Source organism: Ochrobactrum soli (assembly GCF_003664555.1).
Lineage (GTDB): Bacteria > Pseudomonadota > Alphaproteobacteria > Rhizobiales > Rhizobiaceae > Brucella > Brucella teleogrylli.
In genome coordinates, this window is sequence record NZ_RCHH01000008.1 from 93,912 (window position 1) to 114,624 (window position 20,713).

The following is a 20,713-nucleotide window of genomic DNA, read 5'->3' on the forward strand; positions in this document are numbered from 1 at the left end:
CCACAATTTCCGGGAAATCACGGCCTATATATAGGTTTTTTGGCAGCAGGGCAAGAATGCGCTGAAGCCCGCACAACAATCTGTGCGTGATTTCCCGATTGCGGCTATGACGAGCCGAAACTCTCAGGCGATATCGAGCACGATCTTGCCGATATGCCGCCCCTCTTCCATGCGCTCATGGGCACGCCAGGCATCCTTCAGGGAAAAGATCATATCCATGACCGGCGCGACACGACGCTCGGCCAGAAGCGGCCAGACTTTTGCCTCCAGCTCGCGTGCGAGTTCTGCCTTGAATTCAACCGGGCGGGCGCGCAGGGTCGATCCGGTATGGGTCAGACGCTTGGTCATCAGCAGCGCGAAATTGGCGGTGGCCTTGGCGCCGTTCAAAAACGCGATCTGCACGATGCGGCCATCTTCGGCGGCAACCTTATAATTGCGATCGACATAATCGCCGCCCACCATGTCGAGAATGACATCGGCACCCTTCCCGCCAGTCAGCTCCTTCACGGCAGTAACGAAATCCTCGTCACGATAATTGATCGCGTGATCGGCGCCGAGCTTCACGCAGGCATCGCATTTATCCTTGGACCCGGCGGTCACGATCACCGTCGCTCCGAACGCCTTGCCCAATTGGATAGCAGTCGTGCCGATACCCGACGAACCGCCATGGATCAGCAGGGTCTCGCCTTCCTTCAGGCCCCCACGTTGAAAAACATTGTGCCAGACGGTGAAAAAAGTCTCAGGGATGGCCGCAGCTTCGATATAGCCATAGCCGGAGGGCAGCGGCAGCGCATTGGTTTCATGCACCACAGCATATTCGGCATAGCCGCCGCCGGGCAGCAGCGCCACGACCTGATCGCCCTTCTTGAAGCGCTGCACGCCCGCACCAACCGCCACGATATCGCCTGCGATTTCCAAACCCGGAATATCGGATGCACCCGTCGGCGGCGCATAATTTCCCTGCCTTTGCAGCACGTCGGGCCGATTGACGCCCGCAGCCCGCACACGCACCAGCACCTGTCCCTCCCCCGGCTCCGGCATGGACCGCTGCACGGGGCGCAGCATATGCGCGCCACCCGGTTCGGAAATCTCGATTGCAGTCATCCGTGAAGGTAAATCGGCCATCATCATCAAAACTCCTGTTCGAACGCAGCCGGAAGCGCATGCGCCATACACAGTTTCGCACCGTCGCAGAAATACCTCACAAAAGGTCTGATCTGGGTTCGATCCTGGCCACACGCAATTCCGTTAGAGAAATCGTAATCGATTTTCCCAAATGTATATGCGAAGATTCAAGGTGTTAAATCTTTTCTCGGTAACTATGGCATCATTGACCACGGAGGAAGGCCATGAGCGGTTTCGAAGAAGATGCGATAAAGCCACGCGACAGCGCTGTGCTCAGCGAAGATGAATTGTCGCTGCTTTCAGTCGCGGAGATCGATCAGCGCATTGTCTTGTTGCAATCGGAAATCGAGCGTCTGAAAACCCAGAGACTGAAGAAAGGCGACAGTCGCGCTGCGGCAGAAGCTTTGTTTCGCTGAAAATGCCAGTGGAAGCCACGCCAGCGGCTTCCATAAATCCCCGGCATCAATGCGGGGCAATCACATAGGAATGTCGTTGTGCGCGTTTACATTCAGGTCCTGTCCCTTCTCTGTGGAACAGCCTTTCTCCTGATGGCATCGGGTCTGCATGGGTTGCTTTTGCCCCTGCGCGGCGGTGCCGAAGGTTTCTCGGTCACCTCGCTCGGTATGCTGGGCACCACCTGGGCAGGCGGTTTCGTGGCGGGCTGTCTTTTCGCCCCGCGCCTTGTGCGCCGTGTCGGGCATGTACGCGCCTTCGGCTGCTTTGCCGCATCGGCGGCGGTCATCGCACTTCTCTCCGGCATATTCGTCGACGCGACGATATGGGTCATTCTGCGCGCCTTCACCGGCTTTTCGATGGCCGGCGCCTTCATGGTCATTGAAAGCTGGCTGAATGAGCGCGCCACCAACGAATCGCGCGGCAAGATTTTCGGCCTCTATATGATGGTCAATTACGGGGCGACCATGACCGGCCAGATGCTGGTTGCAGGCGGCGACGTGCGCTCCGATCATCTGTTCATGATTTGCGGCATTCTCTTCTGTCTGGCGCTCATTCCAACCGCCATTTCAACAGCCGTCAGCCCAAGACCGCTGACCGAAGTGCAACTCGACCTCAAGGCGCTCTACCGCAACTCGCCCGCTGCCTTTGTCGGCTGCATATTGATCGGCATCGCCAATGGCGCCTGGGGCACGCTTGGCGCTGTCTTCGGCGCAAAATCCGGCATATCGACCACTGAAATCGCCCTCATGGTCAGCGTGACCATCGCGGCAGGCGCATTGATGCAGATTCCTATCGGGCGCATTTCCGATCTGGTGGATCGCCGTTTTGTACTTGCGGGCGTTGCCGCACTGGCCGCGCTTGTCGGCCTCGTCGCATTCATCATCGGGCCGTCGAACGGCTCGGTCATCATCGTTATGACAGGCTGTTACGGCGCACTTGCCTATGCGCTTTATCCGGTCGCCGTGGCGCACGCCAACGACCATGCAACGGCGGAAAGCTTTGTGAAAGTCTCCAGCGGCCTGCTGTTGCTCTACGGTTTCGGCACCATGCTCGGCCCGCTTCTGGCCGCTGCGGCCATGGATATATTCTGGCCGTCCGGGCTCTTTGCCGTCACCATGCTGGCGCATATTTCGATTACCGGCTACGCGCTGTTCCGCTCGCGCCAGCGCGCCGCGGTGCCCAAGGAAGAGAAGGATCAGTTCAAGAGCATGCCATCTGAACGTGGTGCGACACCGGAAGCAATGAACCTCGATCCGAGAGCCGAAACGGAAAGCTGATCTGATCGTCTATTGAAAGAAGCGGGATAGCGCTGAAACCGCGCCGATAGAAAAAACATGAATCAAAATGTTCGGCGGCTGTGGCACAGCCGCCAATATTAAACTCAGGTCGGGCAAGGTGCAGCCGTGAGAGCGAGGTTCGATCTGATTTCATCACATCGGCGCTCTAACCGTTTATTTTAACGCGCGTCTTTTCTGAAAACCGCTTTTCAGTTTTCAAGATGCGCTCTCAAAGGCGCTGCCGCCATTCGACCGTTCTGGCCGAGATGCTTATCGCTATATCAGGCCGCAGCAACACCCGGCTTAAGCCAGTCTGTTCCACGTCCGATATGAAATGGCTTGAAGCGCCTTTGCGGCTTCCCTGTCCATGCCCCTTGGGTTTGCGTCAGTGACGCGTTACCTGAGATCTGAGCTTCTCTATCTGGTCCTTCAGCATAAGCTTCTTGCGCTTGAGAGACGCAACGTGAAGATCATCCATTGCCGGTGACGCCAAAGCATCGGAAATTTCCTGCTCCAGAGCGCCGTGCTTCTTTTCAAGCGTGGCAAGATGGGACTCGATAGCCATCATCAGTTCTCCTTTGGTTGATTTCCACACGATAACGGAACAGCCAGACCGACCCCAGATCAACCATTGCGGCAGGTGTTGTTGTTCCATCTGCTTAACTGCATGAACGCCCGGCACACCTCCTGTTTATCCGGGCCAACACGCAGTCCCGGCTGCCATGCATGCGGTTTTGATTTGTCGCCTTCGACAGCCGCCATCCATGACAGAACCATGACAGTTTGGCATGAGTTTGGTGCAAAGTCGAATTTGTCGTGGTAGCATTTTCCAATCGCGAAAAATGTGATAAGGGCTTCGCCCGAAACGGGCTTGCGCAGCGCCTTGAACGAGGTTCGGCGCAGCCCGTAAAACTATTCAACAGAATGGGGTTCGCATGTCCGATCAGGAACAGGCCGAGATCAGGTTGGCCGTCGCACGTCTGAAACAGGAGCACGCGGATTTCGATGCGGCCATCAATGCGATGATTGCCGTCGGCTGCGACCAGTTGCGCGTCCAGCGCATGAAGAAGAAAAAACTCGCGATCAAGGACAAGCTTCAGGAAATGGAAGATCAGGTCATTCCTGACATCATCGCCTGATCGCGCCTCATATCGAAAGCAAAGCCGGGGTCCGCCCGGCTTTATCATTTTTACCCACGCAATATCTCATCCGCGAAAGCATGAAACGGAGCAGGAAAGACCAATGAGCGTTACCGCCGACGTCGCCATTATCATGGGCAGCCAGTCTGATTGGGAAACCATGCGCCATGCCGCAGATACGCTGGAGGCGCTCGGTATCGGCTTTGACGCCCGTATCGTTTCCGCGCACCGCACGCCCGACCGGCTGGTGGCCTTTGCCAAGGGCGCGAAGGCCGACGGCTTCAAGGTTGTGATCGCTGGCGCAGGCGGCGCCGCACATCTTCCCGGCATGGCCGCCGCCATGACGCCGCTGCCGGTGTTTGGTGTGCCGGTTCAGTCCAAAGCTCTTTCCGGCCAGGATTCGCTCCTGTCCATCGTGCAGATGCCAGCTGGCATTCCCGTCGGCACGCTGGCCATTGGACGCGCTGGTGCCGTCAACGCCGCCCTGCTCGCCGCCGCCGTTCTGGCGCTGCACGACGATGCTCTTGCCGCCCGTCTGGATGAGTGGCGCAGCGCCCAGACCGAGAGCGTGGCTGAACGTCCTACCAATGAGGTCTGATATGGAAAAATCCGCACTCACATCCGGCGCAACGATCGGCATCATCGGCGGCGGACAATTGGGCCGCATGCTGGCCATGGCCGCAGCGCGGCTCGGCTTCCAGACGGTCATTCTGGAGCCACAGGCAGATTGCCCCGCGGCGCAGGTTGCAAACCGCCAGATCGTCGCCGCCTATGACGATCCGAAAGCGCTGGCCGAACTGGCCGCAGCGTCCGACGTCATTACCTATGAATTCGAAAACGTGCCGGTCAGCGCCGCAGACAAGCTTGCCGAGACCGCAATCGTCCTGCCGCCGCCAGCGGCGCTGGAAATTTCGCAGGATCGCTTCAACGAAAAGCAGTTCCTCAATGAAAGCGGCATCGAAACCGCCCCCTGGCGTCTGGTCGATGACGAAGAAACGTTGATCGCAGCACTTGGTGCGCTTGGCGAACGCGGTATCCTGAAAACCCGCCGCCTCGGCTATGACGGCAAGGGACAGGTGCGCCTGACTTCGCTGGACGAAACAGCTGCCCATGACGCGCTGACCGCCATCAACAAGGCCCCGGCGATCCTCGAAGGGTTTGTCGATTTCGATCGTGAAGTCTCGGTCATCGCCGCGCGCGACCGCAGCGGCAATGTTGCCATTTTCGACATCGCCGAAAACGTCCATAAGGATGGCATTCTCTCGACATCGACCGTTCCTGCCCGCATTTCCGCACAGACGGCGGATGCTGCGCGGCAGGCGGCAGAGAAGCTTTTGCATGCGCTGGATTATGTTGGTGTTCTGGGGCTCGAATTCTTCGTCCTCAAGGACGGTTCGCTGCTCGCCAATGAATTTGCGCCACGTGTGCACAATTCCGGCCACTGGACGGAAGCCGCCTGCGCGATCTCGCAGTTTGAACAGCATATCCGCGCCGTTGCCGGGCTGTCGCTTGGCAATACGGACCGGCATTCCGATTGCGTGATGGAAAACCTGATCGGCAACGATATTGATCGCGTGCCAGCGATTCTATCGGAACCCAATGCCGTGCTGCATCTCTATGGCAAAAAGGAAGCTCGCGAAGGCCGGAAAATGGGCCATGTGACCCATATCAAGCCCCGCGCGCGCTAGGCTTTGTCGGGAATCTGGACGATTCCCGATGACTCCGCCCGCTGCGACAAGATTTTCAGGCTCCCGCCCGTGAATCTGCCGCGCAGGAGTTGACATTTACCCGAAACCTTGTGTATTTCGGCCAACCCTTCAGGCACATATACCGTGTCTGTAATCAATTGGCGCCTTGGGCGCTGTTTTTATGAAGCCCGGCGGCGTGTTCATGTCGATGGGCCAACCAGACCGGTGATTGACATGAAGATCAAGAACTCGCTTAAAGCGCTTAAGGGCCGTCATCGCGACTGCCAGCTGGTCCGCCGCAAGGGCCGCGTTTACATCATCAATAAGACTGCTCCGCGCTATAAGGCTCGTCAGGGCTAATCTTATTTTTGATTTTGCATTTGACGTTCCGCCGTGCATAGGGAAATCTATGCATATGCGGAACGTTTTTGCATGTCTGAAGATTTTTGCGACGGTTGCCGCATTCAGCGCGGCGACCTTGACCATTCACGGCGCACGCGCCGAGATGGCACCCGATGAGGCGCCTTTAAACGCCCCGCTGACTGCTCCGCTCACGCCTGTACAGATCGGCGCAGACAGCGAGCAGAAGCCCTCCTCCTCGCAAACAGCCCCCGCCAAAGCGGCAGCGCCCCAGACGCCGGAAGAGCGTCTCGACAAGCTGTTTGCCGAGCTTCGCAAAACAACGGACGAAGCCAAGGCACGACGCATCGCATCGCAGATCAATACGCTCTGGTCGCAATCCGGCAGCGCCACCATCGACCTTCTGGTGCAATGGGCGAACGCCGCCATGCTGGAACATCGCTATACGTCAGCGCTCGATTTCCTGAACGAAGCCATCGCTCTCAATCCGGATTATGCGGAAGCATGGAACCGCCGCGCGACGGTTTATTTCCTGCAAAAAGATTATGCTCACGCCATGTATGACATCAATCGTACGTTGGAGCTGGAGCCGCGCCATTACGGCGCCCTGACGGGCATGGCGGCCATTCTGCGCGTCCGTGGCCTCAAGGAGCAGGCCATGAAGGCTTATGAGCAGGCGCTGATTGTTTATCCGATGATGCGGGACGCCCAGAAAAATTTCAGCGATCTAGCCGATGAGCTGGCCGACACGCGCACCTAACACTACAGTTGCATTCTTTGTGATGCCGGTCTGCAAACAGACCTATCCCATAAAACAAAACGCGCCCCGGAAGGAGCGCGTTTTTTACTTATACGCAAGAGCACCGAAACTGGATGAGATTCGGGATGATGGTGTGCCGAAAATGATGGGGCTTTGAGACCCGGAGCGGAGCGTACATAAAGTACGTGAGCACCGGAAGCTCAAAGACGTGCCATTTGCAGGCCACCAGAGCCCGAATATCGCCAGTTTAGACGCCGGACTTTCCGTCGGCGCCTATATAGGCGATGCGGAGCATGTTGGTCGCACCCGGCGTACCGAAAGGCACACCGGCGGTGATGATGATGCGCGAACCGGCTTTACCGAAGTCTTCTTCGAAGACGATCTGGCAAGCGTGATCGACCATATCTTCCAGATCGTGGGCATCGGCGGTTACGACGCAATGCAGGCCCCAGACGAGCGACAGCTTGCGGGCGGTGTCGACGACCGGCGACAGCGCGATGATCGGTGTGCGCGGACGCTCACGGGCGGCACGCAGGCCGGTGGTGCCGGAAGCCGTGTAGGTCACGATGGCCGAGAGCTTCAGCGTTTCGGCAATCTGGCGGGCCGCAAGCGAAATCGCATCGGCACCGGTTGGTTCAGGTGCTGCGCGCTGCGCATCGATGATGGTCGAATAGGTCTGTTCCTGCTCAACCTGTTCGGCAATGCGGTTCATCGTGGCGACCGCTTCGACCGGGTATTGGCCCGATGCCGATTCAGCCGAAAGCATGATGGCGTCCGCGCCTTCGAACACAGCCGTTGCAACGTCCGACACTTCGGCGCGCGTTGGCACCGGCGCGGTGATCATGGATTCGAGCATCTGCGTGGCCACCACAACCGGCTTGCCGGCACGGCGTGCGCGGCGGGTGATCTGCTTTTGAATGCCCGGAACGCTTTCAAGCGGCATTTCCACACCGAGATCGCCACGGGCGACCATCAGGGCATCGGAAAGCTCGATGATCTCGTCAAGGCGTGTTACCGCCTGCGGCTTTTCGATCTTCGACATGATGCCGACCTTGCCGCGCGAAACCTTGCGCACTTCGGCCAGATCTTCCGGGCGCTGGATGAAGGACAGCGCAACCCAGTCGATTTCTTCCTTCAACACGGCATCAAGGTCCTTGCGGTCCTTTTCGGTCAGTGCACCGACACCGAGCGTGGTGTCCGGCAGGCTGACGCCCTTGCGGTCGGAAATGCGGGTGCCGGAAACGACCTTACAGCGGATGGACTTGCCATCGGTGGCTTCGGCTACGAGATGCAGCTTGCCGTCATCGATGAGCAGGCGGTGGCCCGGCTCGACCGCTTCCAGAATTTCCGGATGCGGGAGAAAGACGCGGGTTTCGTCGCCGGGCGCTTCGTTGTTGTCGAGCGTGAAGGTCTGGCCGGGAACGAGATCGACCTTTCCGTCCTTGAACTTGCCGACGCGCAGCTTTGGCCCCTGAAGGTCGGCGAGAATGCCGATCGGGCGGCCAATGGCCTTTTCCACATTGCGGATGCGCTTCACGAGGGTGCGCATCAGGTCATGGTCGGCATGGCTCATATTGATGCGGAAAACATCGGCACCGGCTTCAAAGAGCTTGCGGATGACGGCTTCCTCGCCAGACGCCGGACCCAGCGTTGCGAGAATCTTGACCTTGCGGTTGCGCTTCATTGACTATTCGTTCCTGTAACAGTGGGGGTTTCCGGCGGTGTTTCGTCTGCAAGCTGAACCATCCAGCTCGACTGTTCCCCGGTATCATATTCCTGGAAGCCGTTGCGCTGGAAGCCGCGCGCGTAGCAATCCTGCACGCCCGAGATGCGGAATTCCTTTTCCGCGACGCACATATTCACATTGCCCTGCCAGCGGCCGTCGCCTTGGGCATCCTCGGCATAGAGATAATAATAGCGCGACGTCAGCGGGCCTTCGATCAGCGTTTTGCAGGTCGAGCCTTCGATATGCCACCAGCCTTCTGTTACCCAGCCGGTCTTGGCCCGGTAACCGATGGAGACGCCGACAAGATTCTGCGTCGAATTACAGACGCGGAAATCGGCCCGCGCCTCCACAGAGGTCATGCCGAGCGCACCAAGCAACACGGCGGAAAATACAGCCAGGAAGTGTGGAAGTCGCATCCGCCGAACCCCTTCAGCCCGCAATCGCTTTTGTTTCACGTCTGGAAATCCCATTTCGGTCGCTCTCTTTTCGGCAGTTTCGCCGGTGATGTCAACGCAGTCCCGCCGAGAAGAAAGCACATGACGAAAGAATGATCGTTGCAATCCCGGCTTTCTCATGACAGACCTGAAACAGCTTCCCGCGCCCGATGAAAATCAATCCCGAATTGTTCCTGGGAATTCAATCCGTGTCGTTCGCAAAACCGTCAGCCACTTCGTTCTCGCCCGTTTACAGGATCGAAGGCGATTTTCGCCTCGGCCTGCTTCTGACCGCCGACCACGCACGGCGCGACGTGCCTGCCGAATACGGTAGTTTGGGTCTGGAAGAAAGCGAATTCGACCGTCATATCGCTTATGACATCGGTGTCGAAGCCTTGACGCGGGCATTGGCTGGCCGCCTTCAGGCGCCCGCAGTGCTTGGCGGCTTTTCCCGTCTGCTGATCGATCCCAATCGCGGCGAGGATGACCCGACGCTCATCATGCAGCTATCGGATGGCGCGGTTATTTCCGGCAATTATCCGATGTCGGCGGGTGAGCGGGAAGATCGGCTGACCCGTTTTTACCGTCCCTATCATGAGGCTGTGACGGAAATGAGTGCCCGCGTGGAACGCGAAAGCGGACATGCGCCCTTCATCGTCTCCATCCATTCATTCACACCGCGCTGGAAAGACAAGGCCCGCCCCTGGCAGATCGGCCTACTGTGGGACAAGGACGACCGCGCCGTCGCGCCGCTTCTGTCGCTGTTGCGCGCCGAGCCCGGTCTGGTGGTCGGCGACAACGAGCCCTATGACGGCGCATTGCGCAACGACGCCATGTATCGCCACGCCACGGCCAAGGGCTTTGCCCATGTGCTGATCGAGGTGCGGCAGGACCTGATCGCCGACGAGGCCGGAGCGGTGGAATGGGCGGAACGGCTTGCTCCGATGCTGCGGCAGATCAACACGCTCGACGGCATGCACGAGGTCCGGCATTTCGGCTCGCGCACCGGCACGGTGGCGTGAACCACCGCTTTTCCACAGTGTTCCACACTCTTCCACAAGGTTTGGCCCCATAAATCGTGCCGGGCATCGAAAAGGCTCTTAATTTTGCCCGCGACTCGCGGGAAAACCGGTGCAGAATTTCAGACATGCGAAATCGTGCCTCCGCGCCGTTCGCACCCATCAAGACAAGAATTGGAGAAGCCGCGTGAGCGACGACATTACCAGCGAAGCCCAAACCATTGCCGTCGGCCAATTGCGTGCCTTCATCGAGCGCATTGAGCGCCTCGAGGAAGAAAAAAAGACCATCGCCGACGATATCAAGGAAGTTTACGCGGAATTGAAGGGTTCGGGGTTTGACAGCAAGGTCGTGAGGACCATTATTCGTCTGCGTAAAAAAGAAGACCATGAACGTCAGGAAGAAGAAGCGATGCTCCAGCTCTATATGGACGCGCTTGGCATGGGCTGACCCAAAGCTCTACCCGGAGCTTTTACCCCTTCTTCCTGAAATCGGAACCCGGCGGATCACGCCTGATTCGCATTCAGAGGAAGGGGATTGGGTCCATGGAATATAAGAAGCTCGGACGTACCGAACTGAAAGTTTCGCCGCTCTGTTTCGGCGGCAATGTCTTTGGATGGACGGTCGATGAAGCGACTTCGTTTTCGCTGCTCGACCGTTTTGTCGATGCAGGCCTGAATTTCATCGATACGGCGGACGTCTATTCCGCCTGGGCAAATGGCAATGTCGGCGGCGAATCCGAAACCATCATCGGCAACTGGCTGAAATCCCGCGGCTTGCGCGACAGGGTCGTCATCGCCACCAAGGTCGGCTCGGAAATGGGGCCCGACGAAAAGGGTCTTTCACCCGCTTATATCCGCAAAGCCGTGGACGCCTCCCTCAAACGGCTGCAGACCGACTATATCGATCTTTACCAGTCCCATTGGGACGATCCTGAAACACCGTTCGAGGATACGCTCGGAACTTATAAAGAGCTGATTGATGCGGGCAAAGTGCGCGCCATCGGCGCGTCCAACCTGACGCCGGAGCGGCTGACGGAAGCGCTGGACGTTGCAAAACAGCACAACCTGCCGCGCTACGAAACCTTGCAGCCGCTCTATAATCTTTATGACCGGTCGGGGTTCGAGGATGGGCTGGAAGCCATCTGCCGCGACAATGAAATTGGCGTCATTCCCTATTATGCGCTGGCCGCCGGTTTCCTGACCGGCAAATACCGCTCTGCCGACGATCTTGGCCAGAGCGCTCGCGGCAAATCGGTTGAGAAATATCTGACGGATCGCGGCTCGCGGATCATCGCCGCGCTGGACCAGGTGGCCCGCAGTGTCGACGCCACGCAGGCGCAGGTGGCCATCGCCTGGCTGGTTGCTCACCCGTCGATCACTGCGCCGATTGCCAGCGCCACGCGCCTGACCCAATTAGGAGAACTGATCAGCGCCGCCGAGCTGAAGCTCAGCAAAAACGATCTGGCCCTGCTCAACAAGGCAAGCGCCTAGATCAGAGAGAACCCGCCGACAGATCGGCGGGTTCCATTATCCCTCGATCTCCTCGCGCAGCATTTCGAGTTCCAGCCACTCTTCTTCCATGGCCGCGTTCTCACTGCGCTTCTTTTCCAAAAGATCGGCAGTCTTAGCAAATAGCGTCGGGTCCTTGGCATAAAGCTGCGGATCGGCAAGCTTGCCTTCAAGCACGGTAATTTCCTTGCCCAAGGCGTCCATCTTGCCCGGCAGCGTTTCCAGCGCGAATTTCTGCTTGTAGGAAAGTTTGCGCTTTTCCTCACGCTTCGGCTGCGAAGCCTCGTCACCGCTGTCGTCGCTCTTATCGCGGGCAGTCGCTGTCTTCACGTTGCGACGCTCCAGCGCCTGTTCCTTGCGCTGCGCCATCATGTCGGCATAGCCGCCCGCATATTCCAGCCAACGGCCATCGCCTTCCGGCGCAATCACCGATGTCACGGTGCGGTCGAGGAAATCGCGATCATGGCTGACCAGAATGACCGTGCCCGGAAAACCCGCCACCAGTTCCTGCAACAGATCCAGTGTTTCCATGTCGAGATCGTTGGTCGGTTCGTCGAGGATCAGCAGATTGGCCGGACGGGCCAGCACACGGGCCAGCATCAGACGCGCTCTTTCGCCACCGGAAAGTTCGCGGATCGGCGTGCGCGCCTGTTCCGGCTGGAACAGAAAATCCTTCATGTAGGAAACGACATGGCGCTGCTCGCCATTGATGACGAGGTTCTCCCCACGCCCATCGGTCAGATAATGCGACAGCGTCTCATCCAGATTGAGACTGTCACGCTTCTGGTCAAGCTCGGCCATTTCCAGATTGACGCCCAGCCGAAGCGTACCGGAATCCGGCGCAAGTTTGTCAGTCAGAAGCGAAAGCAGCGTGGTTTTTCCGGCACCATTCGGTCCAACCAGACCGATCCGGTCGCCGCGCTGCACGCGGGTCGAGAAATCCTTGACCAGCACGCGGTCGCCATAGGCCTTGTTCAGCCCCTTGGCTTCGATCACCAGCTTGCCGGATTCCTTGGAATCGCTGGCGGTCAGAACCGCAGTGCCTTGCGCCTTGCGGTGGTTGCGGAAATCAGCGCGCATGGAATGCAGTTCGCCAAGGCGGCGCATATTGCGCTTGCGGCGCGCCGTCACGCCATAGCGCAGCCAGTGCTCTTCACGGGCAATCTGGCGGCCAAGCTTGTGATGATCGCGCTCTTCCTCTTCCAGAACCTTGTCGCGCCATTCCTCGAAATGACCGAATCCCTGCTCCAGACGGCGTGTGATACCACGGTCAAGCCAGACGGTCGCGCGGCTGACATTTTCCAGAAAGCGACGGTCATGCGAGATCAGAACGATAGCCGAACGGATCTGGCGCAACTCGCCTTCCAGCCATTCGATCGTCGTCAGATCGAGATGGTTGGTCGGCTCGTCCAGCAAAAGCACATCGGGCTGCGGCGCGATCACACGCGCCAGCGCTGCGCGGCGCGCTTCGCCACCTGAAAGATGATCCGGATTTTCTTCGCCGGTCAGGCCCAGATGCTCCAAAAGATAGGTCACGCGATGCGGATCGTCGGTCGGTCCGAGTCCCGCTTCGACATAGGCGCGCACGCTGGCAAAACCGTCCATGTCCGGCACCTGCGGCAGATAGCGAATGGTCGCGCCCGGATGCTTGAACACTTCGCCCGAGGTCGGCTCGACCATGCCTGCGGCGATCTTCAACAACGTGGATTTGCCAGAACCATTGCGCCCGACCAGCGCGATGCGGTCGCCCTCGCTCACCGAAAGGCTCGCATCCTCCAGAAGCGGCGTGCCGCCGAAGGTGAGCTTGATCTGGTCTAGACGAAGGAGCGGTGGTGCCATGGTTCTTCTGAGGCTTTCTGGGCGGTTCGCGCGATGGGCTTTGAAATTCCGCCCTGCTTGTCCGCGACAAAAGCCGTTCTGTCAAATGGATCGATAGGAAAGAGGCATGAAAAACAAACAGGCCGGGTTTCCCCGGCCTGCCGTGATTGGTTTTCCAGCCTAAGCCGGCTCAAGCTCTGCGAGCTTGCCGAGCTTAGTGGCGCGAACTTATTGGCAACGCGCTTCGTAGATGCGGCCGTAATTGTCACGATAGCGGCAGTACTGCACGCCATTGCGCGACTGGGCAGCGCCCACCAGCGTACCGGCGACAGCGCCGATCGCTGCACCCGTGAGAGCGCCACGGCCATTGCCGCCAATTGCACCACCGGCAAGAGCGCCGATTGCTGCACCGCCAACGCCGTAACCAGCCGTACGCTGTTCGTTGGTCGTGCAGGCTGCTGTTGACAAAGCGAGCACCCCGGCAACCGCAATCATGGAAAGACGTGATTTCATCAAACAATCTCCTGTCAAAGTTGACATTTCAGGTGCCGATTTTGCGTCCCCAATTTCGGCGTTAGCGAATTTACCCGCTTGCTGCATTTGAAATACGTTTCGCTATCGAGCGTCAAGCCTTTTCAATCGGTAAGGTTAGCGGCACACTGTTGGCGTGTTCAGAACTTAAGTTTGCGACAAGTATCGCTAAGCCAGAACGCACAGTAATACGAAGTGTTCCACGCACTATATTGGAAACAGTCCACGAAGAACCAAAAGGTAAGGTCACGTTGTCTAACGGCCACTCGGCATTTGTGATTGAAAGTCCGTCCAAAGCCGAAAAACTGATGACGCTGAACAGCGTACCATCTGGAAAATCATAGGCAAATTCGCCGGATGTCACCGGCCAGGCTTCTTCCGCACCGCTGGAAAGAAAGACGTTCCGCCCCTTTTCCGCCTGCGCCGTCGCCATGGTGAGATGCAGAAGCGTGTGATCGGTGCGCTGTCCGCCGAAAGCGCCGCACAAAATGGCGCGCGTTGCGCCACGGGCAAACGCTTCCTCGAAAGCCAGTTCGCCGTCCGTCATGTCCTTGGCGCGGGGAAATGTCTTTTGCGGCACATGCGCATATTGTTCAACGAGCGCTTGTGGCGTCGAATCGAAATCGCCAAGCCAAAGTTCTGGCTCGACGCCCAATGCCGCCGCATGACGAATGCCGCCGTCGGCGGCAAGAATGCGCGCGCCGGCTATCTGCTGCCGCAGCCGTTCGGTTACGACAAGATCGCCGCCGAGAAGGATGACGAATGTGCTCATAAGTCGCTCATATCATGGGCAAATCGCAGCCGGAAGTCCGTTGTGCCCGACTTGTCGATGGTTTTGCCTCTCTTGCCCTTCACGGCCTGACATATTAATGTCGCAACGCTCTAACGGGGTGCCATCGGCGCAAGCAGATGGCTGAGAGGCTTTTCAAAAAGCCAACCCGCCGAACCTGATCCGGTTTGCACCGGCGGAGGGATTAGATGCTGCTCTGCGGCACGATCCCGAAAAGTTGCAGCTTCAAGTTCCAACCTTTCGGTGATGATTGTGTTCCTGAACCCAAGCGGCGCTATATCCTTTTAACATGATGAAAGGACGTGCCGTTATGCGGCTGTTATCTTTGCTGGCCTTCTCTTTCGCGGCAGCGGTAAGCCTTACGCCCGCAGCGCAGGCGAAAGACAAGCTCACCATCTACACCTATGACAGTTTCATTTCTGAATGGGGCCCCGGTCCCAAGGTGAAGGAAAGCTTCGAGAAGGAATGCGACTGCGAGATCAACTGGGTTGCTTCCGCCGATGGCGTGGCGCTGCTCAACCGGCTGAAGCTCGAAGGCGGCAACACCAAGGCCGATATCGTGCTGGGTCTCGACACCAATCTGACCACGGAAGCGCGCGCCAGCGGCTACTTTGCGCCAAGCGGCATCGATCTTGGCAATGTCAGCGTGCCGGGCGGCTTCAAGGACGATATTTTCGTACCCTATGACTATGGCTATTTCGCCGTCGTCTATGATTCGGAAAAGCTGCCCAATCCGCCCAAGAGCCTGAAAGAACTGGTCGAAGGCGACCCGTCGCAGAAGCTCGTGCTTCAGGACCCGCGCACCTCGACGCCCGGCCTCGGCATGCTGTTGTGGATGAAGTCCGTCTATGGCGATCAGGCGGACGACGCCTGGCAGAAGCTGCAAAAGCGCATTCTCACCGTCACGCCGGGCTGGTCTGAAGCCTATGGTCTCTTCACCAAGGGTGAAGCGCCGATGGTACTCTCTTATACCAGTTCGCCCGCCTATCATGTCATCGCGGAGAAGACGGATCGCTACAAGGCGTTGGCCTTTCCGGAAGGCAATTATCTGCAGATCGAACTGGCCGCCCAGACGACGACCGGCGCCAAGAACCCGCTGGCGCAGAAATTCCTCTCCTTTATGACCGGCCCCGGCTTTCAGGATGTGATTCCCGAAACCAACTGGATGTTCCCGGCAGGCAAGACCTCGACGCCGTTGCCCGCCGCATTCGACGCTTTGCCGAAGCCGGAAAAGACCTTGCTCATTCCATCCGACGAGGTTGCGAAGAACCGCAAGGCCTGGGTCGATGAATGGCTGGCAGCCACCAGCAAATGATAAACGCTCCGGCAAGCAAAGCTACCCACCCCACCCCCGCGATGAAACCCGTCGCGGGGGCTTTGGCGCTGGCTTTCCTTGCCGTGCTGGCCGGTGGTGCGCTCGTCGCACTTGCCTTTGAGGCCAGCGGCGGCTTCGATGCCGCCGCAAATTTCGATGCCTATCTCTGGCGAACCGCCCGTTTCACCATCACACAAGCCATCGCATCCAGCCTGCTTTCGGTCGCCTTCGCGATCCCCGTTGCCCGCGCCCTCCATTCGGAAGCGCATTTTCCCGGACGCGGCCTTATCCTGCGGCTTTTCGCTCTGCCGCTCGCACTGCCTGCCCTCGTCGCTGTGCTGGGTGTGACCAGCATCTATGGCCGCAACGGCCTCATCGCCCATATATCAGACACTGTGGGATACCCTTTCCAGCCGGATATCTATGGCATTACCGGTATTTTGATCGCGCATGTGTTCTTCAACATGCCGCTGGCAGTGCGGCTCATCCTCGCCGCCTATGAATCGATACCCGCCGATTACTGGAAACTCGCGGCCCAGCTTGGCATGGGCAACCGCGCCCGTTTCCGGCTGATCGAGTGGCCGGTTATCCGCCGCAGCCTGCCCGGCATGGCGGGGCTGATCTTCATGCTCTGCGTGACGAGTTTTACCACCGTGCTGACGCTCGGCGGTGGCCCGCGCGCCACAACGCTGGAAGTGGCGATCTATCAAAGCCTGCATTTCGATTTCGACCCGGCGCGTGCGGTTGCGCTCACCGCCACCCAGCTCGGCCTGACCTTGTTGATCCTGCTGGCCTTGCGTCTGACCGGTCGTCCTTCCGAAGAAGGCTTTACCCACACGGCAACACCACGCCGCTACGGCAGACCTTCCGGGGGCGAACGCCTGTTCAACATCGTCGCCATTCTCATCGGCTTTCTTTATGTCGCCTTGCCGATTGCCGGCGTGGTCGTGTCTGGCCTCGCTGCCGACCTCGGCCGCCTGCTCAGCGAAAAGACCGTCTGGCGGGCAATTGGCACCAGCCTTGCGCTCGGCTTTTCCACCGCCACTTTGTCGGTCATCCTTTCATTGGCGCTGGTTTCAGCGCGGGAAGCGGTCAGGAGCAACCGGATAGCCAGCCTGTTCGATACCGGCGCGAGCCTCATTCTCGTCATGCCATCCATCGTGATCGGTGCCGGATGGTTCATCCTGCTTCGCCACATCACCGATCCCTTCACAATTGCGCCGGTGATGGTGGTGACGGTCAACGCGGCCATGGCCATGCCTTTTGCCGTTCGCCTGCTGCGCCCGGCCTGGGATACGGCAGCAGCGCGCCACAACCGGCTTTGCGCCCAGCTTGGTATTCAGGGCTTCAACCGGCTGCGGCTCATCGACTGGCCGTCGATCCGCAAGCCTTTCGGCATGGCCTTCGCTTTCGCCATGGCGCTTTCCATCGGCGATCTTGGCACAATCGCACTGTTCGGCAGCGATGCGCTGATGACCCTGCCCTATCTTCTCTTGCAGCGCATGGGTAGTTACCGCACATTCGATGCCGCCGGTCTGGCGCTCATTCTGGGGCTTCTCTGCCTTGGTCTGATGATGCTTGCCGACCGTGCTGCCATATCCCGGAAAGTGAATTTCAACGCATGACTGCATCCGCCGACATCCGCCTTACCGACGTGCGCTTCAGCTATGGCGAAACCGCAATGCGCTTCGACCTGACGATCGCGGGCGGCGCCATTGCGGCCATTGTGGGCCCAAGCGGCTCCGGCAAATCCACGCTTCTGAACCTCATTGCCGGTTTTGAGACGCCCTCATCCGGCACCATTGCCATCGGCGGTGTCGATGTGACCCGACTGCCGCCACCGGAGCGGCCAGTTTCGATGGTGTTTCAGGAAAACAACCTGTTTGCCCATCTCACCGTCGCGCAAAATATCGGCCTTGGTCGCGCACCAAACCTGAAACTGACGGATAGCGACCGCGCAGCCATCGCCGAAGCGCTGACCCGCGTCGGCCTCAAGGACAAGGAGCAGCGCAAGCCCGAAGCCCTGTCCGGTGGCGAACGCCAGCGTGTGGCGATTGCCCGCGCACTTGTTCGCGAACGCCCGGTGCTGCTGCTGGACGAAGCCTTTGCATCGCTTGGGCCAGCATTGCGCCATCAGATGCTCGATCTCGTCAATGAATTGCGCCGCGAAACCGGCATGACTGTGTTGATGGTTACGCACACGCCGGAAGATGCGCTCTATCTCGATGCGCAATTGCTGTTCATCGAAAATGGTGCGGTTGCGGCGCAAGGCCACGCTCGCGACCTCCTGTCGGAGACTGGACCTGAAGCGCTGCGGCGCTATATCGGTGACAAGCGCGGGTAAATCTCAAATAGAGTTACGGGTGCGGACATATTTTGTTCGCAATCCGCCCGGAAGAACCGTATTCAACTCTATTGGGCCGCTTGTACGTCTGCTGGTCTGTGACTAGATTTGCGGACGACCTGATGATCTATGAATCGCGAGGATAAAATACTGTTCCGTCACAAGACCCGTATCCGGGCCTCCCTGTGTCTTCCAGTCTCCCTGCCAGAACGGGCGCAGCGCAATTGGCGGAAAGCAGCCATTGGCTTTGGCTTGTTTGCTGTCGCCTTGATTTCCGGCTGCCAGTCGATCAATTCCAGCAAGGATCTCGGCTTGCAGCCATCGGACAATCCGGTGACGGTCGATAATGTGACGCGCAACGACAAGCTGGCGCAGATCGGCGCGCAACAGCATCCGCGCATCCTCGCCACCTATGGCGGCGAATATAAGGACCAGCGGCTGGAGCGCATGGTTGCGAAGATCGTGGGCAAGCTTACCACCGTTTCCGACAAGCCAGAGCAGACCTATCGCATCACCATTCTCGATTCGCCCAACATCAACGCCTTTGCCCTGCCCGGCGGCTATCTCTATGTGACGCGCGGCCTGCTGGCGCTCGCCAATGATTCCTCGGAAGTCGCAGCCGTGATCGCCCATGAAATGGGCCACGTCGTCGCCAATCACGGCATTTTGCGGCAGGAGAAGGAAGCGGAGACAGAGATCGCCGGTCGCGTGGCCAGCGAAGTGCTGCATAATGAATCGGCCAGCCGCGAAGCGCTCATTCGCGGCAAGCTGCGGCTTGCCCAGTTCTCGCGCAATCAGGAACTGCAAGCCGATGCCATCGGCATCAAGATGATCGGCGAAGCGGGGTATGATCCATTCGCCTCGGCACGTTTCCTGCAATCGATGGAAGCCTATACCGGTTTCCGTTCCGTATCCGGCGCGACCGATGCCAGCCTCGACTTCCTCGCGAGCCATCCCGCAACGCCGCAACGCATCGAACTGGCGCTCGGCCATGCCCGCCGTATCGGCGCGCCGGGCGTCGGTACAACCGACCGTGATTCGTTCCTCAATGGCATTGACGGGCTGCTTTACGGCGACTCGCCCAATGAGGGCTATATTCGCGAACAGACCTTCATCCATCCGAAGCTCGGCGTAACGTTCCGCGCGCCCGACGGCTTCACCATCGACAATTCCGCCACCGCCGTCATGGCGAGCGGTCCGGGCGAAGTGGCGATCCGGTTTGACGGCGCATCCCTGCCATCCGGTTCCAGCCTCACCGATTATATCAAATCGGGCTGGGTCACGGGGCTGGATGAAAGCTCCATTCAGTCAACCACCGTCAATGGATTGCCAGCCGCAACTGCACGTGCCGCTGCCGACCGCTGGCAGTTCGACATCGTGGTGATTGGCGCAAATGATAAGGTCTATCGTTTCCTCACCGCCGCGCCAAAGGGCAGCACCGCGCTGCTTCCGGCCTCGCAGACGGTGACGCAGTCCTTCCGTCTTCTGACACCTGCCGAGCAGAACGCCATCAAGCCGCTGCGCATCCGCGTTGTGACGGTGAAGCCGGGTGACACCATGGCGAGCCTTTCGTCACGGGTTCAGGGCACCACACGCAAGCTGGAACTGTTCCGCCTGCTCAACGCTATGCCAGCCGGCGCCACCGTCTCGGTCGGCGACCGTGTGAAAATCATCAGTGAGTAACATGGAAACCCGCATCGACGCCTTGCTTGCAGGCCAGATCGCTCCGCTCGGTCCGCGCAACGCGCCAAGCGCCATCGACAAGCGCCCCGTCACCGGCAAGGTCCGCGTCACATCAGTCGGGCTGGATTGCGATGAGCAAGGCGATCGCAAGGTGCATGGCGGGCCGGAAAAGGCGCTGCATCATTATCCACGCGATCATTACGCCCTGTGGCGCAAGGATATCGGCGACAATCACCGCCTCGGCGCAGCTGGCGCTTTTGGCGAGAATATTTCCACCACCGGCCTCGACGAACACAACGTCGCTGTCGGCGACCGTTTCCGTTTCGGAACCGCGCTGGTCGAAGTGTCGCAAGGACGTCAGCCCTGCTGGAAGCTTAATGCGCGTTTCGAAACGCCGGACATGGCAATCCGCGTCCAGAAGACCGGACGTACCGGCTGGTATTATCGCGTGCTGGAAGAAGGGGAAGCGGAGACTGGCGACAGCATAGTGCTGGTCGACCGTCTTTCACCGGAATGGTCGCTGCACCGCGTCTGGCATCTGCTTTATGTCGATATGCTGAATTACGACGAGCTGGCGCTCATGGCCAATATCCCGCATCTGGCTGATAGCTGGAAGCGCTATGCGGTGCGCCGTCTGGAAAACCGCAAGGTCGAAGATTGGACAAACCGCCTCGAAGGCGACAAGTCCTGACCCCAAAAGAAAGGGCGGTCGAACCGCCCCTTTTCTTGCGTTGCCTGA

The 20,713-nt window shown here is 58.9% G+C and carries 22 protein-coding genes and 1 riboswitch; of the genes, 15 read left to right on the top strand and 7 right to left on the bottom strand.

Going from position 1 to position 20,713, the window contains the following annotated elements; all coding sequences use genetic code 11:
* Positions 1–123 precede the first annotated feature (123 nt).
* The gene (locus tag D8666_RS15115) at positions 124–1,128 is read right to left on the bottom strand and encodes an NAD(P)H-quinone oxidoreductase (RefSeq protein WP_121538717.1); all 1,005 of its coding nucleotides are present in this window, start codon (positions 1,126–1,128) and stop codon (positions 124–126) included.
* Positions 1,129–1,349: 221 nt separating this feature from the next.
* Between D8666_RS15115 and D8666_RS15120 the strand changes: the two genes are divergently transcribed.
* Together D8666_RS15120 and D8666_RS15125 are read left to right on the top strand one after the other, a co-directional pair.
* Positions 1,350–1,541 carry a DUF1192 domain-containing protein gene (locus D8666_RS15120; protein WP_078339509.1) on the top strand — a complete coding sequence of 64 codons (192 nt, stop codon included), beginning with the start codon at positions 1,350–1,352 and terminating at the stop codon, positions 1,539–1,541.
* Positions 1,542–1,619: 78 nt separating this feature from the next.
* Positions 1,620–2,858 carry an MFS transporter gene (locus tag D8666_RS15125; protein WP_121538589.1) on the top strand — a complete coding sequence of 413 codons (1,239 nt, stop codon included), beginning with the start codon at positions 1,620–1,622 and terminating at the stop codon, positions 2,856–2,858.
* Between the two features lie 385 nt (positions 2,859–3,243).
* Here D8666_RS15125 and D8666_RS15130 read toward each other — a convergent pair whose 3' ends face one another.
* On the bottom strand, positions 3,244–3,426 hold the full coding sequence (locus D8666_RS15130; protein ID WP_171058804.1) for a YdcH family protein: 183 nt from the start codon (positions 3,424–3,426) through the stop codon (positions 3,244–3,246).
* A 367-nt stretch (positions 3,427–3,793) separates the two neighbouring features.
* Between D8666_RS15130 and D8666_RS15135 the strand changes: the two genes are divergently transcribed.
* From D8666_RS15135 to D8666_RS15155, 5 genes are all read left to right on the top strand, one after another.
* Positions 3,794–3,997: a YdcH family protein gene (locus D8666_RS15135; RefSeq protein ID WP_078339590.1), complete on the top strand. Its 204-nt coding sequence runs from the start codon at positions 3,794–3,796 to the stop codon at positions 3,995–3,997.
* Positions 3,998–4,100: 103 nt separating this feature from the next.
* Positions 4,101–4,595: a 5-(carboxyamino)imidazole ribonucleotide mutase gene (gene purE, locus D8666_RS15140; protein WP_109369775.1), complete on the top strand. Its 495-nt coding sequence runs from the start codon at positions 4,101–4,103 to the stop codon at positions 4,593–4,595.
* 1 nt (position 4,596) lies between these two features.
* Complete coding sequence (locus tag D8666_RS15145) at positions 4,597–5,685, top strand: 5-(carboxyamino)imidazole ribonucleotide synthase (protein ID WP_121538591.1); 1,089 nt, start codon at positions 4,597–4,599, stop codon at positions 5,683–5,685.
* A 234-nt stretch (positions 5,686–5,919) separates the two neighbouring features.
* A complete protein-coding gene (gene ykgO, locus D8666_RS15150) occupies positions 5,920–6,045 on the top strand; it encodes a type B 50S ribosomal protein L36 (protein WP_010661422.1) in 126 nt (41 codons plus the stop codon).
* Positions 6,046–6,082: 37 nt separating this feature from the next.
* Positions 6,083–6,805, top strand: a complete 723-nt coding sequence (locus D8666_RS15155) for a tetratricopeptide repeat protein (protein ID WP_121538593.1) — start codon at positions 6,083–6,085, stop codon at positions 6,803–6,805.
* 247 nt (positions 6,806–7,052) lie between these two features.
* Here D8666_RS15155 and pyk read toward each other — a convergent pair whose 3' ends face one another.
* Both pyk and D8666_RS15165 read right to left on the bottom strand, forming a co-directional pair.
* On the bottom strand, positions 7,053–8,489 hold the full coding sequence (gene pyk / locus D8666_RS15160) for a pyruvate kinase (RefSeq protein ID WP_109369778.1): 1,437 nt from the start codon (positions 8,487–8,489) through the stop codon (positions 7,053–7,055).
* Positions 8,486–8,947 carry a DUF1036 domain-containing protein gene (locus D8666_RS15165; RefSeq protein ID WP_109369779.1) on the bottom strand — a complete coding sequence of 154 codons (462 nt, stop codon included), beginning with the start codon at positions 8,945–8,947 and terminating at the stop codon, positions 8,486–8,488. Before D8666_RS15165 ends, pyk begins: the two co-directional genes overlap by 4 nt.
* Positions 8,948–9,135: 188 nt before the next feature.
* Here D8666_RS15165 and D8666_RS15170 point away from each other — a divergent pair, with 188 nt between their 5' ends.
* From D8666_RS15170 to D8666_RS15180, 3 genes are all read left to right on the top strand, one after another.
* A complete protein-coding gene (locus D8666_RS15170; RefSeq protein WP_121538595.1) occupies positions 9,136–9,987 on the top strand; it encodes an N-formylglutamate amidohydrolase in 852 nt (283 codons plus the stop codon).
* A 184-nt stretch (positions 9,988–10,171) separates the two neighbouring features.
* A complete protein-coding gene (locus tag D8666_RS15175) occupies positions 10,172–10,432 on the top strand; it encodes a DUF2312 domain-containing protein (protein ID WP_061348000.1) in 261 nt (86 codons plus the stop codon).
* A gap of 95 nt (positions 10,433–10,527) precedes the next feature.
* Positions 10,528–11,475 carry an aldo/keto reductase gene (locus tag D8666_RS15180; protein WP_109369781.1) on the top strand — a complete coding sequence of 316 codons (948 nt, stop codon included), beginning with the start codon at positions 10,528–10,530 and terminating at the stop codon, positions 11,473–11,475.
* A gap of 36 nt (positions 11,476–11,511) precedes the next feature.
* On the opposite strand, the gene D8666_RS15185 is transcribed toward D8666_RS15180, so the two are convergent.
* The 3 genes from D8666_RS15185 to D8666_RS15195 form a co-directional block, all read right to left on the bottom strand.
* Complete coding sequence (locus D8666_RS15185) at positions 11,512–13,332, bottom strand: ABC-F family ATP-binding cassette domain-containing protein (protein WP_109369782.1); 1,821 nt, start codon at positions 13,330–13,332, stop codon at positions 11,512–11,514.
* A 207-nt stretch (positions 13,333–13,539) separates the two neighbouring features.
* Positions 13,540–13,824, bottom strand: coding sequence for a YMGG-like glycine zipper-containing protein (locus D8666_RS15190; RefSeq protein WP_109369783.1), 285 nt, complete (start codon positions 13,822–13,824; stop codon positions 13,540–13,542).
* A gap of 112 nt (positions 13,825–13,936) precedes the next feature.
* Complete coding sequence (locus tag D8666_RS15195; protein ID WP_109369784.1) at positions 13,937–14,614, bottom strand: thiamine diphosphokinase; 678 nt, start codon at positions 14,612–14,614, stop codon at positions 13,937–13,939.
* A 104-nt stretch (positions 14,615–14,718) separates the two neighbouring features.
* Positions 14,719–14,833, top strand: a riboswitch (TPP riboswitch).
* Positions 14,834–14,942: 109 nt separating this feature from the next.
* Between D8666_RS15195 and thiB the strand changes: the two genes are divergently transcribed.
* The 5 genes from thiB (at position 14,943) to D8666_RS15220 (ending at position 20,665) form a co-directional block, all read left to right on the top strand.
* Complete coding sequence (thiB, locus tag D8666_RS15200; protein WP_121538597.1) at positions 14,943–15,947, top strand: thiamine ABC transporter substrate binding subunit; 1,005 nt, start codon at positions 14,943–14,945, stop codon at positions 15,945–15,947.
* Positions 15,923–17,572: a thiamine/thiamine pyrophosphate ABC transporter permease ThiP gene (gene thiP / locus D8666_RS15205; protein ID WP_371830827.1), complete on the top strand. Its 1,650-nt coding sequence runs from the start codon at positions 15,923–15,925 to the stop codon at positions 17,570–17,572. Before thiB ends, thiP begins: the two co-directional genes overlap by 25 nt.
* A complete protein-coding gene (thiQ, locus tag D8666_RS15210) occupies positions 17,569–18,291 on the top strand; it encodes a thiamine ABC transporter ATP-binding protein (RefSeq protein ID WP_109369787.1) in 723 nt (240 codons plus the stop codon). The genes thiP and thiQ overlap by 4 nt, the downstream gene beginning before the upstream one ends.
* 252 nt (positions 18,292–18,543) lie before the next feature.
* Positions 18,544–19,974, top strand: coding sequence for a cell division protease CdlP (gene cdlP, locus D8666_RS15215; RefSeq protein ID WP_109370315.1), 1,431 nt, complete (start codon positions 18,544–18,546; stop codon positions 19,972–19,974).
* 1 nt (position 19,975) lies between these two features.
* Positions 19,976–20,665, top strand: coding sequence for an MOSC domain-containing protein (locus D8666_RS15220; protein WP_121538601.1), 690 nt, complete (start codon positions 19,976–19,978; stop codon positions 20,663–20,665).
* Positions 20,666–20,713: the final 48 nt, after the last annotated feature.